Origin of the sequence: Pseudoalteromonas sp. P1-9 (genome assembly GCF_001399975.1) — a bacterium.
Taxonomy (GTDB): domain Bacteria; phylum Pseudomonadota; class Gammaproteobacteria; order Enterobacterales; family Alteromonadaceae; genus Pseudoalteromonas.
In genome coordinates, this window is record NZ_LKBD01000003.1 from 127,943 (window position 1) to 142,432 (window position 14,490).

At 41.8% G+C, this 14,490-nt stretch carries 12 protein-coding genes; 6 read left to right on the top strand and 6 right to left on the bottom strand.

What is annotated here, in order from left to right; translation table 11 throughout:
- Positions 1–12 precede the first annotated feature (12 nt).
- The 4 genes from AN214_RS03085 to AN214_RS03100 all read left to right on the top strand — a co-directional run bounded on the left by AN214_RS03085 (position 13) and on the right by AN214_RS03100 (position 6,429).
- Positions 13–1,806 (top strand): DUF4856 domain-containing protein, encoded by a 1,794-nt coding sequence (locus tag AN214_RS03085; RefSeq protein WP_054978378.1) that lies wholly within the window; start codon positions 13–15, stop codon positions 1,804–1,806.
- Between the two features lie 92 nt (positions 1,807–1,898).
- Positions 1,899–3,182 (top strand): imelysin family protein, encoded by a 1,284-nt coding sequence (locus tag AN214_RS03090; protein WP_054978379.1) that lies wholly within the window; start codon positions 1,899–1,901, stop codon positions 3,180–3,182.
- A 9-nt stretch (positions 3,183–3,191) separates the two neighbouring features.
- Positions 3,192–5,360, top strand: coding sequence for a TonB-dependent receptor domain-containing protein (locus AN214_RS03095; RefSeq protein WP_054978380.1), 2,169 nt, complete (start codon positions 3,192–3,194; stop codon positions 5,358–5,360).
- Positions 5,361–5,412: 52 nt separating this feature from the next.
- The gene (locus AN214_RS03100; protein WP_054978381.1) at positions 5,413–6,429 is read left to right on the top strand and encodes a sterol desaturase family protein; all 1,017 of its coding nucleotides are present in this window, start codon (positions 5,413–5,415) and stop codon (positions 6,427–6,429) included.
- Between the two features lie 31 nt (positions 6,430–6,460).
- Here AN214_RS03100 and AN214_RS03105 read toward each other — a convergent pair whose 3' ends face one another.
- The 4 genes from AN214_RS03105 to AN214_RS03120 all read right to left on the bottom strand — a co-directional run bounded on the left by AN214_RS03105 (position 6,461) and on the right by AN214_RS03120 (position 10,120).
- Positions 6,461–7,915 carry an aminoacyl-histidine dipeptidase gene (locus AN214_RS03105; protein ID WP_054978382.1) on the bottom strand — a complete coding sequence of 485 codons (1,455 nt, stop codon included), beginning with the start codon at positions 7,913–7,915 and terminating at the stop codon, positions 6,461–6,463.
- 17 nt (positions 7,916–7,932) lie between these two features.
- A complete protein-coding gene (locus tag AN214_RS03110) occupies positions 7,933–8,148 on the bottom strand; it encodes a DUF3820 family protein (protein ID WP_010560496.1) in 216 nt (71 codons plus the stop codon).
- A gap of 38 nt (positions 8,149–8,186) precedes the next feature.
- Positions 8,187–8,438 carry a hypothetical protein gene (locus tag AN214_RS03115; RefSeq protein ID WP_054978383.1) on the bottom strand — a complete coding sequence of 84 codons (252 nt, stop codon included), beginning with the start codon at positions 8,436–8,438 and terminating at the stop codon, positions 8,187–8,189.
- A gap of 101 nt (positions 8,439–8,539) precedes the next feature.
- Positions 8,540–10,120 carry a cation:proton antiporter family protein gene (locus tag AN214_RS03120; RefSeq protein WP_054978384.1) on the bottom strand — a complete coding sequence of 527 codons (1,581 nt, stop codon included), beginning with the start codon at positions 10,118–10,120 and terminating at the stop codon, positions 8,540–8,542.
- 214 nt (positions 10,121–10,334) lie between these two features.
- Between AN214_RS03120 and AN214_RS03125 the strand changes: the two genes are divergently transcribed.
- A complete protein-coding gene (locus AN214_RS03125; protein ID WP_010560493.1) occupies positions 10,335–11,078 on the top strand; it encodes a sporulation protein in 744 nt (247 codons plus the stop codon).
- A gap of 50 nt (positions 11,079–11,128) precedes the next feature.
- Positions 11,129–11,584, top strand: coding sequence for a GNAT family N-acetyltransferase (locus AN214_RS03130; protein ID WP_054978385.1), 456 nt, complete (start codon positions 11,129–11,131; stop codon positions 11,582–11,584).
- Positions 11,585–11,663: 79 nt separating this feature from the next.
- Here AN214_RS03130 and AN214_RS03135 read toward each other — a convergent pair whose 3' ends face one another.
- Both AN214_RS03135 and AN214_RS03140 read right to left on the bottom strand, forming a co-directional pair.
- Entirely contained in the window at positions 11,664–13,013 is a 1,350-nt protein-coding gene (locus AN214_RS03135; RefSeq protein ID WP_054978386.1) for a sodium-dependent transporter, read from the bottom strand.
- 165 nt (positions 13,014–13,178) lie between these two features.
- Positions 13,179–14,489, bottom strand: a complete 1,311-nt coding sequence (locus AN214_RS03140) for an ATP-binding protein (RefSeq protein WP_054978387.1) — start codon at positions 14,487–14,489, stop codon at positions 13,179–13,181.
- Position 14,490 lies beyond the last annotated feature (1 nt).

A 14,490-nucleotide genomic window follows, 5' to 3' on the forward strand; every position in this document is an offset into this window, starting at 1 on the left:
ATAGGTCACATAATGATTAATTTTCGTAAATCTGCGTTAGCATCAGCAGTAATTGCTGTGTCTCTTGGCTTAACTGGCTGTGGTGGTAGCGATAGCAAAAAAGATCCTGTAACTCCTGTAAACCAAGCTCCAACTGATATCCAAATCTCTGCATCTTCAATTACCGAAGATACACTTGGTGTTGCGATTGGTGCGCTAACTGCATCAGATGATGCAACATCAGGTCATACGTTCACAGTATCAGACGTGCGTTTTGAAATTGTTGATGGCGAACTTAAAGTAAAAGATAGCTTAGCGTTTAATTTTGAAGAAGCAGCAGAAGTTGCTGTTGACGTAACAGTAACAGACGCGGGTGGCCTTACGTTTACTAAAACGATTACGTTAACAGTAAGTGATATCGAAGCACAAAATGGTGTTAACGTTTATGAGTTTAACACTAAACTAAACGGCTTTTCTGGTTCGTCAGTATCGTACTCTGGTCAAACAGCGCGTCACGCACTTTCAGCAGAACTTAAGCATTACATGGGCTTAATGACAGTTGAGTACATTGAAACCAATAACATTATGGCTGCAGATGTACGCGCTAATCTAAACGCTCTTTGGAGTGACTATGCAGCGATTGCAGATTCACCAATCTCGCACTTAGGCGATGACCTGTCTGCGTATAAACAAAAGTTTTTCTCAGATATTTCATCTTCTGATAAAAACCTAGGTGGTGAAAACGGTAAAATCGCAGGTCGTGACACATCAAAAATGTATAAAGAGTGGCATGTTGCGGGTAACTTCAAAGGTTGGAACAACTTTGGTGAACAAGCGAGCACACCTGAAGGCTTAGTATTCCACTATTTCGATTTATTTATCGCACAAATTGAAAAAGTGAACGCGGGTGAAGCGCTAGTAGATGCAAACGGTGTTGCTATTTCAAAAGCATATATCACACCAGAAGGCTTGGATTTAGTTCAACTGGTTCAAAAGCATACCTTAGGTGCGCTAATGTTCTCACAAGGTGCTGATGACTACCTTGGTGAAGGTCTTGAGACAGACAATAAAGTAGCGCAGAAAGAGTCAGCAAAATACACAGCTCTTGAGCACCAATTTGATGAAGGCTTTGGTTACTTTGGTGCTGCGCGCAACTACCTAGAATACTCTGACAGCGAAATTGCTAAAAAAGGCGGTCGCGAAGACTTCCAAGGTAAAAATGATGTTAATGGTGATGGTGTAATCGACCTAGCGTCAGAGTTTGTGTGGGGCAACTCTTCAAATGCAGCAAAACGTGACCTTGGCGCAACAGTTACAACTGACTTAACAACGCAGGCAATGCTTCACTTTATTGCTGGTCGTAAAATGATTACCGATAACCATGGTTCGGACCTAAGCGAGTTCTCAGCTGACGATCAAGCAAAATTCCGCGAGCATGTTTTCCAAGCCGTAAATGCGTGGGAAAAAGCAATTGCTGCGACAGTTGTTCATTACATTAACGACGTGATTGCTGATATTGAAAACATTGAAGACGGCGAATACACATCAGCTGAATTCGCGGATTACGCTAAGCATTGGGGTGAAATGAAGGGTTTCGCACTGAACTTCCAATTCAACCCATATTCACCGTTTGCAAATCATGAACTAAACCCGAAAAAAGATACGGTAGGCGAAGCAAAATTTGTGCAAATGCATGACTTATTCGGCGACATGCCAGTACTTGCTGACGCAGATGCATTTGCACAGTACAAAGCACAATTAATTGCAGCGCGCGATATTTTAGATGATGCGTTTGATTTTGAAGACGCGAACTCAGAGAACTGGTAATTTAAAAAACGCTTTAAATTGATATAAAAGGTTAGTAATTTCGGTTACTAACCTTTTGCTGTATTTATAATTCGAGATTTTAGGATAATTTTATGTTGATATCCGCAAAACTTAAACCGATAGCACTGGCAACATCATTAGTACTGACGTTAGCTGCGTGCTCGGAAGATACCACTAGTACACAGGGGCCAAATTTTGGTGGCGGTACAAGCGAGCCAGGGAATGGTGGCGGCACAACGTTTGATGAAAAAGCGTTAGTGGCAAACTTAGTCGATAATGTAATCACGCCAACATTTACCTCGTTTAATCAACAAGCGAGTGCAAATAAACAAAGTATTGAAAGCTATTGTGCAGTTGAAAAAGCAGCCATGGCAGGTGATGTAACTGAACAGCAACGTTTAGCTGCATTAGCATCGGCGCAAACTAGTTGGCGCGATACAACGGCACTTTGGCAACATGCAGAGCTGATGCAAATGGGGCCGCTTTTAGAAAATGAAGGCGAACTGCGTAACCTAATTTACTCTTGGCCTGCTAAAAGCTTGTGTGGCGTAGACCAAGATACCGTGTATTTTGAAGACGGTGTAATTAATCAAAATGCATCGCGTCCGTACGATATTAAACAGCGTACCGCAACGCGTCGTGGTCTAGTTAGCCTTGAACACTTACTGTTTACCGAGCAGCTAAATCACAGCTGTTCAGTCGCTAATGATGCACTTGCAACTTGGAATAACCGCAGTGATAGCGAACGTCGTATCGCGCGTTGTGAGTTCGCTGTTGAAGTTGCCAGCGATTTAGTTGATAACAGCCAAGTGTTACTTGATAAATGGAATGGTGACAATGGCTACGCAATGACGTTAAAAAATGCCGGTGAAGTTGGCAGTAGTTTTGATAGCGTGCATGGAGCGGTTAATGTGATTTCCGATGCACTTTTCTATCTTACTGAAGAACTAAAAGATCAAAAATTAGCGTTACCGCTGGGTTACGAAAGTAACTCGTGTGGTTTAGAAGCATGTCCTCAAGATGTTGAGTCACCGATAGCGGCGCAATCGCTTGCGAATATAAAAGCAAACCTTGCTGCGTTTGAAAAGCTCTTTACTGGCAATGGTGTAATGCAAGATAACACCACGGGTTTTGATGATTTTCTTGTAGAAGAAGAGGGCACAGACGTTAAAGACGCAATGTTAACTGGCCTTGAGCAATCAAATGCCGCGTTAGATGCGATAAATGGTTCGCTGCAACAAGCACTCATTGACGAAAAAGACAAAGTAGAAACGTCACACGCAAAAGTAAAAGATGTGACCGATCAGTTAAAACATGATTTTATTAACAAACTTGCGCTTGAATTACCTAAATCTTCAGCCGGCGATAATGATTAGATCTTTATTATGAAAAAAACACTTTTAGCATTAGCAATTGCAAGCTGTGCAACGTCAGTTGTTGCAAAAGATAACAAAGCAAACGATATCGAGCACATCACCATTATTAGTCACGGTGACAAACTGCGCACAGAGTCAGGTTCAGCAACCCTTGTATCAGAAGTAGAACTCGAAAAATATGAATACGATGATATTCACCGTATTTTAGCCAAAGTACCGGGCGTAAATATTCGTGAAGAAGACGGTTATGGCCTGCGTCCAAATATTGGCTTTCGTGGTGTTACACCTGAGCGTAGTAAAAAAGTCACTATTTTAGAAGACGGTGTGTTAATTGGCCCAGCGCCATACTCAGCGCCGGCGGCATACTATTTTCCAGTCACTACGCGAATGACCGCAGTAGAGGTGTTTAAAGGCCCTGCGGCAATTAAGCACGGCCCGCAAACGGTTGCAGGTACGCTTAATATGGTAACGCGCCAAGTGCCATTTGAAATGACCGGTGGTTTGGATTTAGCTACGGGCACCGATGGCTATCAAAAAGCGCACGGATATTTTGGTACTGAAGTAGCCAAAAATCTGGGTGTACTAGTTGAAGGTGTTCGTTTACAAGCGGATGGTTTTAAAGAAATCGATAACGGTGGTGATTCAGGCTTTAAAAAGAATGACTTACTCATTAAAACCAAATATTTGTTAGACGGACAGGCGTTTGACCAAAGTTTTGAACTTAAGCTTTCCTATGCAGATGAAAACTCAGATGAAACTTACCTAGGGTTAACGGATGCTGATTTTAATGCAAATCCGTATCGTCGCTACGCGGCTTCCCAACCTGCGAATATGGACACTGAGCATACACAAATTATGTTTACCCATAATCTCTCTAACGATATTTTCTCTGCAACAACGCGTGTTTATCGCAACGACTACGAGCGTGCTTGGCGAAAATTAGGCGGCTTAACAAGTTCAAATGCAAGTTTGTCTGCAATTATGACAAACCCAGAATTACATGAACGAGAATATGCCGTTATAACCGGTGAGCAAAACTCAGTGCTAGATGGCGAAACATCAATGTTCTTAGTTATGGGTACCAATGACCGCGAATACTATTCGCAGGGTATTCAAATTGATGCCGACTACGAATTTTCACTTGGTGGTTTAGATCATAAGTTAGCATTCGGTGTGCGTTATCATGAAGATGAAATTGAACGTAAACACTTTAGTGAAAACTATCAGATGCTTGATGGTTATGCTGAGAAAACGGCTGCTGATAAAGTATTCACCACAACCAATATCGAAAATACTGAAGCGCTTTCAGTTTATATTGAAGACACGGTAAAACTTGGCAACTTAACGGTGTCGGCGGGTGTTCGCGGCGAAGACATGGATATGTACTACACCGATCTAGCGGACAGAGACGATTGGCAACGTAAATCGACTCAAATTTGGCTACCTGGCGTGAGCGGTTTTTATCAAGTGACAGAAAACGCAGGTGTATTATTTGGTGTGCATCAAGGTTTTGTGCCAAGCAGTCCGCAACAGGCATCTGATGTTAAAGTTGAAAAAAGCATTAACTATGAGTTTGGTGGCCGTTTTAACGATGGCGCAACTAACATTGAACTAGTTAGCTTTTTTAATGACTACAGCAACTTAAAAGAAAGCTGCTCGCAATCAAGCTGTGGTACACAAGGCGACCTTGACCGCGAGTTTAACGGTGGCGAAGTGAATGTGTATGGCTTGGAAGCGCAATTACGCCAAAGCTATCCAATCAGTACACAATTTGATATGCCATATAGCTTCACTTACACCTATACCAAATCTGAATTTCTAGAAAGCTTTGAATCAGACTTTGAACAGTGGGGTGATATTTCGGATGGCGACTCAGTACAGTATTTACCTGAACATCAATTGAACTTTGAAATCGGTTTAGCGGCGAATAATTGGGAAACCAATTTAATCGTTAAATACGTAAGCGAAATGGATGAAGCCGCAGGTGATTCGGGCTTTAAAACCGAGTCGAGCGTTATCGTAGATGTATCCGCTTCGTATGATCTTGGTCAATATGGCCGCATTTACGGTAAGGTTGATAACCTAACTGATGAAGCGTACATTATTAGTCGCCGCCCGTATGGCGCAAGACCAAATAAGCCAAGACAGTTTGTAATTGGTTACAAATACCAGTTTTAAGCTTTGGCATTGCGAATAAGGGGCTATCGGCCCCTTTTTTGTAGGAACTGCTGTGTTAGAGATATTTTCAACAAGTTTAAGCGAACTACCGCGTTATTTTAGCGATGCGAATAAACGTATTTTTTACCTTTATTTGTTAAGTGCCGTGGCGTTAGCACTGCCCGTGTATTTTGCTGCAACAAAACAGCGCACAACGTTAGGCTTTTTTAAATTCTTATTCCCCAAATCAGTTTGGTTAGCAAAAAGTGCCAAGCAAGATTATGCCTTGTGGGTAGTTAATAAACTGATCAAAGCCTTAATGTTCGGCCCTATTGTATTAACAATGGCACCGATAGCAATTGCACTAAGTGATGCCTTAGAATGGCTGTTCGGTCGCACAGAGCCACTGGCATTAGCCAAGTGGCAAGTAATCACTATTTTCACTTTTCTACTCTTTATTATTGATGACTTAACGCGTTTCTTACTGCATTACGCTCTGCATAAAATACCGTTTTTATGGGAATTTCATAAAGTACATCACAGCGCAAAAGTACTCACACCATTTACCATTTATCGTTCTCACCCTGTGGAGAGTTATTTATACGCGTGCCGTATGGCAATCGTACAAGGAATCGCTGTGGGCATAGGCTACTATTTATTTGCCGATGCAATTAGCATGTTTGATGTGTTAGGTGCCAATGTGTTTGTGTTTTTGTTTAACGTTTTTGGCGCAAATTTACGCCACTCACATATTTGGTTGTCGTGGGGAGATAAGTTGGAAGGGGTTTTTATTAGCCCTGCACAACATCAAATCCACCACAGTGATAACCCCAATCACTTTGATACTAATTTGGGGTCGGCACTGGCTATTTGGGACCGTATGACAGGTACCCTAATTAAAGCATCAGAAGTTGGCAAGATTTCCATCGGTGTAGGGCAGTATGATTGCGGCCATGATTCGTTATTTGCGATTTATAGTAAACCGTTTTTGGAGTCCGCAAAATCGCTAAAAATAAGCGCGAAAAAAGGCATAAATAAAATAGCGCCGAATAAAAGCAAGGTCATCAATGACAAAAAACCGAGCATCTAAAGCTCGGTTTTTTATAACGTGAAGACGAAATTTAGTCTTTATTCGGAATATTACCGAGTACTTCAACAAGTAAGTTGAAAAACGGCTCAACGGTATCGATTTTCACTTTTTCATCTGGCGAATGCGGAAAACGAATCGTCGGCCCAAACGACACCATATCCCAATGTGGGTAAGCATCCTTAAACAAGCCACATTCAAGCCCAGCATGGATCACCATAATTTTAGGTAATGTGCCAAACATACCTTGATAGGTTTCACGTAAAATATCTTTAATCTCAGAATCGTCTTTTGGCTCCCAGCCAGGGTACGCACCTGTGAAAGTAACGCTCGCACCTGCAAGGGCAAATGTTGATGCAATCATATTTTGCGTATTAGTGCGCGCTGTATCGATTAACGAGCGAACCAAACATTTTACGCTAACAGCGTTTTCGTTTGTTAAAACAACACCTAAATTGGTCGATGTTTCAACGATGCCGTCTATGGTGTCACTCATGCGAATAACGCCGTTCACACAACCATTTATGCTATTGATTAGCGCTGATTGCGATACGTTAGCAAGTTGCTTTTCGGGTAATGGCGCATCAGTAAGCGACAGCAAAATATTTGGCTCAACTTTACCTAGTTCCGCTAAAAACAGTGAATTGATATCTTTAAGGGCATTAACTAGCGTGTCTTTATCTTGGCCATCAATTACTAGCGTTACTTCTGCTTCGCGTGGAATTGCGTTTCTCAGTGATCCGCCTTGTAAGTTGGCGATGGCAAAGTCGATATCTAATAAACTTAATGCACGGACCAACAGTTTATTTGCGTTAGCGCGACCTAAGTGAATATCAACACCAGAATGGCCACCTTTTAAACCGTTGAGCGATACGTTAACAGCTGATTTAGTTGTATCTGTCGCTTCCCATTCAATTGGCAGCTCAATGTTTACATCAATACCGCCTGCGCAGCCCATGTAAACCTCGCCTTCATCTTCTGAGTCAGTATTTAGTAAAATATCGCCTTCTAACCAACCTGCTTCAAGGCCGAAAGCACCTGTCATGCCAGCTTCTTCGTCTATGGTAACGAGTACTTCAAGTGGACCATGTTGCATATCTTTACTGGCTAATACTGCAAGGCTTGCCGAAAGGCCAATGCCGTTATCTGCACCTAATGTTGTGCCGTTTGCTGTTACCCATTCACCATCTACATAAGCTTCAATCGGATCGTTGATAAAGTCGTGCTCTTTATCATTATTTTTTTGCGGCACCATGTCCATATGCGCTTGTAAAATCACACCTTTACGATTTTCCATGCCGATTGTTGCAGGCTTTTTAATTATTAGGTTGCCGACCTTGTCTTCTTTAACATCAAGACCAAGCTCGGTAGCGAATTGTTGGATCCACGCAGAGATTTTCTGCTCGTGTTTGCTCGGATGTGGAATGCTGCATATTTTTTCGAAAATTTGCCACAGTGGCTGTGGCGATAACTGAGAAAGTTGAGTCACAGTGTGTTCCTTGAATATTAATTAAGTAATGGCATTAACACTTTTTCGAGGCCATTACGTTTCACTTCATAAATTAACGCAAGTTGCTGTCCAAGTTTTCCCTCAGGGAAGCCTTTTTGTTTAAACCACACAAGGTAAGGCTCAGGTAATTTTAAGAGTGGACAGCCAGCATATTTACCAAACGGCATAGGCTGATTGATTGCTTCCAATAAAGCGTGTTTATCTGCGAGCATAAATAAAGTGAGATTGTGAAAGTCTCAGCTAGTATACCTTAATGGCAATTAATTTTGACTGGTTTTGAGGGAGTGAACCCTTTTTCTCGCAATAAATTATCGAGTTGATTTACAGGTAAATGATGTTGCGGGTTATGGCGCAGGGCATGGGTTTTTGGCACCGCGTATTTATCAAGCAGTAAAAAGTAAAATGTGCGCTTGGCTAAGTCTGAATCAAGGTGTTTAAGTTCATTGCTGATAAAATCACGCATTTCGGGTGATAATGCGGTTTTTTTAGGATCTTGCTGCATAGTCACGTCATTCAGAGTAATGGATAGGTAAATATTACTCTGAATAACGATAAAAGTGTTACAAAAATGTAAATGAACGTAATCGTACTGAGTGGTTTATGCTAGCTCGCTTTAGAAAACACCTTTTCTTTTACGTGTTCAGCAAAACCGCTACCAGCTTCTAAGTAAAAGTTAAAGGTTGAATGAACACCCATATCTTCTAGCTCTTTTTGTTGGTCGCGATAGTTGGCTATTGCGGTTACTTGACCAGAGAAGCCCGATGCTTTTAGCTGCTCAAGGGCGTACAAGTTTTGCGCGTGTTTTGGCATGGCTAACATTACCATCTCTACGTCTGAGTGGTTAATACGGTTCCAAAAATCGGGATCGGTGGCATCGGCTAAAATGGCAAATCGATCGCGCTTGATATGCTTATCTACTGTATCAGGGTTAATATCTACACCGGCGACCGATTCAGGGTAGCTTTGCGCAATTGTTTCATAGGCACCGGTACCAACACGGCCCATACCAAAGATCAAGATTTTCGCTTTGTTTAAGTTAACCGGCATTTCTTCGGCTAAGCGTTTGCTCGATTCAAAGCGCAGTAAGAAATTCTCATATTTTACGTAAAGCTCGTTTGATTTGTTATTAAGCGGCGAAGCAATAATAAAGGTTATGGATACTGCAATTGCAAGTACCGCAAGCCATTCGCCCGTTAACCAGCCACTCGATACGGCAAGCGCACAGACAATCAAGCCAAATTCACTGTAGTTTGATAACGAAAAGGCACCGAGTAGGGAAGTGCGCGCACGCAAGTGAAAAGCGTTAGTAAATAGGTAGTAAAGTAGCACTTTAAGGGGTAACACAATAATTAAAACTGCGGCAACTAAGAGTGCATTGAGCGTGAGCTCGGCATTAAGGCCAATCGTTAAAAAGAATCCGACTAAGAAGAGATCTTTAAAGCTTAATAGTGCCTTAGAGAGTTCGCTTGCCTTTTTATGTGGCGCTAAGATCATACCAATAATCAGTGCGCCTAAATCACCTTTTAAGCCCGCAAATTCAAATGCGTGATAGCCAACCACTAACGCAAAGAAGAAACCAAATAGCGGGAGCACTTCACCGTGCTTTGAACGCGCAAGCATCCAGTAAAATGCGGGTCTAATAAGTGGCAAGGCAAGTACCAATGCGATTGCCCAATAGTTTGGCAGCTTACCTGTACTAATCGCTAAGAAAACAACCGCAAAGATATCTTGCATTACCAAAATACCAATGGCGACTTTACCGTGTAAACTGGCCATTTCACCGCGTTCTTCAAGCACTTTTACGGCGAAAACGGTGGATGAAAAGCTTAGGGCAAATGCCAAAATGGCAGCGGATTGACTCGATAATTCAGAAAATAGAGGTAGTTTTAACCAACTGAGGCCAAGTAAAGCGCCCCAAAACAACACGCTACACAAGACAATATGCAAGGTTGCAGGCCCCCAAACTTGGGCTTTAATTAGATTGCCAATTTTTAATTTTAGGCCAATGCTAAATAGTAGTAAGGTGACACCTAGGTTAGCCATTGTTTCAAGCAACTCGGTACTTTGATACCCCGCAAGATTAAGCACAAATCCGGCACATAAGAAGCCGATCAGCGGTGGTAATTTAAACTGTAAAATAATGAAGCCACAAATAAAGGCTGTTGCGTAAAACAATAATTCCATAGAGTATTTTTCTAATTCTCAGTTAAATAGTTAGGCTTTTCTTAGTCTATCTAAAAACACCGTGCTGTGCTACGAAATACGCTCAGCACAGCCCAATCGAAGATGCAATTTGAACTAAAATGTAATCAACTTTTAACAAGTATAACTTTTAACTGACAAATTATTATTTTTATGGTTAATATGCAGTATAAGTATAAAGAACAAGGTGAGTTATATGTTCAAAAAAGTTCTCGCATCTATCGGTATTGGTGCGGCAAAAGTGGATACCGTGCTACATACTGAGCATTTACTGCCAGGGCAAAAATTTTCAGCAGAAGTTATCATAACAGCAGGCGATGTAGAGCAAGATATTTCAGGATTAGAGTTAGCCTTAATGACTAAGGTTAAAGTAGAGTCAGACGAAGGCGAGTATTTTGCAGATCATGTGTTAGATAAATGGTCGATTGTTGATCAAAGAACATTGCAGCCAGGTGAAGAGTTACGTATTCCATTTGAAGCGCGCTTGCACTCAGAAACGCCAATTACTGAAATATCACAGGGCATTAATCAAAGCGTAGTTTGGATTGCAACTGGTCTAAATATTGATTTTGCGCTCGACGCGACCGACCGAGATCCGGTTTATGTATACCCAAATGAAGCGGTAAAAACCTTTATGCTAGCAATGGAGAAATTGGGCTATAAATTGGTTAAAAGCGATGTTGAAAAAGGCTATTTACGTACGTCTAATTTCAATTCCACATCAGGGTGTTATCAAGAGCTTGAATACAAGCCTGCAGGTCTAAAAGTGTTTGGTCCGAAGGAAGTTGAGTTGTCATTTGTGCCTGAGGCATTGAAAACTCATGTGTTAATTGAAGTAGACCGAATGTTTGGCTCAGATGGTTACGCTGATTTGACCATTGAGCATGATCAGGTCAACCTGAGCCAAATTTGCGATCAGCTAGAACATATTTTCAGCTAAGCGAAGATAATTATCTAAGGGGCTGAGGCCCCTTTTTTATTGGGTGCATAATGACAAAATTTTATAGTAAAACATTTAATGAACTCACAACGGCAGAACTCTACGCCATTTTAAAGTTGCGCGTTGATGTCTTTGTGGTTGAACAAAACTGCCCGTATGAAGAGCTTGATGGGTTAGATTGCGAGCCGCAAACCCAGCATATTATTGGTTATGACGATAATGACGTTGTTGCCTATGCGCGTTGTTTAGCGCCAAAAATTAACTATGAGAACAGCGCGGCGATTGGTCGAGTGCTCGTTAAAAAAGAGGCGCGGGGTAAAGGGCTTGCACACGCTATCGTGTCGCTTGCCAAAGATATTTGTATTTCGCATTGGCCTGAGCAAGGGATTGAAATATCAGCGCAGTGTTATTTAACTGAGTTTTACACTGAGCTTGGCTTTCAAGTAGACGGGCAAGAATACCTCGAAGATGGGATTCCGCACATTCATATGAAAGCGGTTTTATAAAAAAATTTGCTAAGCCTAAAAGTAAAAAGCCGATGAATACACATCGGCTTTTTATTTATCTGTTTATGTCTTTAGCTGGTTAGGTAAATGAATGAATAAATACCGCAGCAATGGCGAGAGGACACACAAATTTTGTGTACCATGGCCAGATTTTCCAGAACACGCCGGACTCAACGTCTTCATTACCTTGTTTAATTTCTTCAACAAGTGAATTTCGTTGCCAAATCCAGCCTGCGAATACACAGCAGAACATTGCGATAATTGGCTGACCATATTCTGTCGCCAATGTTGCCACAAAGTCGAGCATCGTACCGATGTTAAAAATAATCACAAAGCTGATTGCTAAAATACCAATACCAGTCCACGTAGTCGCGGTTTTACGCTCAATATTATGGCGCTCAACAAGATAAGATACAGGGCCTTCTAACATCGATATTGACGACGTAAGTGCAGCAATCGACATCAGGATAAAGAATGCCAAGCCAACAAACACACCCAGTTGACCCATAGAGTCAAATAAACTAGGTAATACTTGGAATACCAGAGTTGGGCCTGCGAGCAGTGAACCGTCCTCAGCAAAAATTTGTACGCCTTGTTCCAATGCAACGTACATTGCTGGAATGACTAAAAGGCCTGCTAAAAATGCAATCGATACGTCAATAAATGTTACTTGTGCGCCGATGGTAACCATATTTTCTTTTTTCGAAATGTATGAACCATAGATCACCATTACGCTGGTGCCCAACGACAGTGAAAAGAATGCTTGGCCAAGTGCGCTAATCAGTAAGTCAGGATCAAGTACTCGCGAAATATCAGGATTAAGATAAGCTTCTAATCCTTTGTCTGCACCATCTAGGGTTAATACATAGATGATCAGTAAAATAAGTAGAGCAATCATTGCAGGCATTAAACGTTTAGACCACTTTTCTATACCATCTTCTACGCCATTACGAATAATAATCACGGTTAAAAACATAAAAATTGCACAGAAGAAGATATTGCGTGCTACGCTATCGCTAACGGCCCACTCTGCAACGCTGGTGGCTCCGACGATGGTTGCACCTGCCTCTACGGCGTAAGATGTCATCCAACCGGCTAAAATACCGTAAAAGCTTAAAATAAGCGCTGCACAGACAATGCCGCCAAAGCCGACAATAAATGCGAAGCGTTTTTGTGTTTGCGTACGAGAAAGTTTTTCAAGAGACGTTACGGCATTCGCTTGGCCGTATCGCCCAATTAGAATTTCAGCCATAAATGCAGGATATGCTAGGCAAAACGCTAAAATTAAATACATTAGTACAAACGCTGCGCCACCATTGGTTGCCGTTTGTGTTGGGAAGCCCCAAATATTGCCAAGACCTACAGCACTGCCTGCTGCCGCCATGATAAATCCTAGTCGAGAGGAAAACTCTCCACGTGAAGCACTCATATATTTTTCTCGTTATTAGTTTGCCGCCCAATCTACTGTAAATTGAAATAAATTAATAGAGTGAGTTCGCTTGATTTAGATCAATAAGATTAAAAAAATGTAAACAATCAAATTCGCTAAATTGTTAAATGTAATAGTTGCGTAATTTGTTAAAGGGCGAGCGGGCTACCATGAACTGGTCTTGTTCTTTAAATGGCAGCGATGTGGCAAGCGTAAAGTAAATTTTGCACCGCCGAGTTCTTTGGAGCGAGATACTTTAATATCGCCGAAATGCCATGCGATGACTTTTGCGACGATAGCAAGCCCAAGACCATAGTTTTTTGCCGCACGGTTACGGTGATTTTCTTGCTGGAAGAAAGGTTTTAATACGTTATCTAGGTTCGCTTCATCAATGCCCGGACCATCGTCTTCAATTTCAATAAACGTGTCAGCGTGGGTTTGCGTCGTGCTAATCGTAATGGTGGTTTTTGCAAAGTCAGCGGCGTTACTTAGTAAATTAACAATGGCGCGGGCTAACCAGTGCGGATCCACGTAAAGCTGCTGGGTATCTGATTTTATTTCCAGTTTGATAGATTGCGCATTGAGTTTAGGTTCAACTTGATAAAAACAGTTATCAAATAGCTCAGTGCTGGTGATGGCAGTAGGTGATATTTGATACGATTTTTGCTCAAGGGTCGCGTACTCTAAATAGCTATTTAGCATCGACTCCATTTGATCTAAGTCGTTTTCCATGCGTTCAAGGTAATGCTGAATTTTAGTTGGATCTTTGGTATCGATCGCGGCATCTAAGCCAAACCGTAAACACGCAAGGGGAGTACGTATATCGTGCGACATACTGGATGCGAGTAGTTGGTTTTCTTCGATCAACTGCTGTATTTGGTCGGCCATGCGGTTGTAGCTGGTTTCTAGCTCACGAATATAGCTTAGCCCGGTTAAGTTAATACGCGCATCGAGGTTGCCGTTGGCAAATTGTGCGGTGGCCTTATTTAGCAAACTTAATCGTTTGGTGAGTGGTGCGAGCCACCACCACATAAAAATGCAAATGCCTAGATAAAAACCAACGGTTAAAAAGAGATCGGTACGATTAGTTGGCATTGGTGGCTTTTCAACACGCAACTGAATATGGCTATCGGCTAATTCAGCACTTGTTTGAATCAAATAAAAACCTAATTCGTCTTCTAGGGTAATACCGCCAGGCACCAGTAATTCACCGTGTAGTTCACGAGGCAATGCAAGCTCACTATTGCTGTGGTAGCTCAAACTGAAATGGCTCGCTTGGGTGAAGCGTTTTAAAAAGGCTTCATGCTCGCTTTTAGGGTGATGGCTTATTTCAGCAACCACACCTGCAAGTATTTGCTTTTCAACTTTAAAATTATCGTGATTACTCGGAGGCGCACTTAATGAATCAATCAACCAACCAAGAATAAATGATGAAATCAGTGCGCCTGTGATCAGGCTAATATAAAGCTTTTTCATT

Coding starts and splice junctions, on each gene's coding strand:
- AN214_RS03120 (WP_054978384.1), bottom strand. CDS start 10,120: ATGGAATTATTGTTTTACGCAACAGCCTTTATTTGTGGCTTCATTATT.
- AN214_RS03085 (WP_054978378.1), top strand. CDS start 13: ATGATTAATTTTCGTAAATCTGCGTTAGCATCAGCAGTAATTGCTGTG.
- AN214_RS03115 (WP_054978383.1), bottom strand. CDS start 8,438: ATGCAGCAAGATCCTAAAAAAACCGCATTATCACCCGAAATGCGTGAT.
- AN214_RS03090 (WP_054978379.1), top strand. CDS start 1,899: ATGTTGATATCCGCAAAACTTAAACCGATAGCACTGGCAACATCATTA.
- AN214_RS03095 (WP_054978380.1), top strand. CDS start 3,192: ATGAAAAAAACACTTTTAGCATTAGCAATTGCAAGCTGTGCAACGTCA.
- AN214_RS03125 (WP_010560493.1), top strand. CDS start 10,335: ATGTTCAAAAAAGTTCTCGCATCTATCGGTATTGGTGCGGCAAAAGTG.
- AN214_RS03140 (WP_054978387.1), bottom strand. CDS start 14,489: ATGAAAAAGCTTTATATTAGCCTGATCACAGGCGCACTGATTTCATCA.
- AN214_RS03130 (WP_054978385.1), top strand. CDS start 11,129: ATGACAAAATTTTATAGTAAAACATTTAATGAACTCACAACGGCAGAA.
- AN214_RS03135 (WP_054978386.1), bottom strand. CDS start 13,013: ATGAGTGCTTCACGTGGAGAGTTTTCCTCTCGACTAGGATTTATCATG.
- AN214_RS03110 (WP_010560496.1), bottom strand. CDS start 8,148: ATGCTCGCAGATAAACACGCTTTATTGGAAGCAATCAATCAGCCTATG.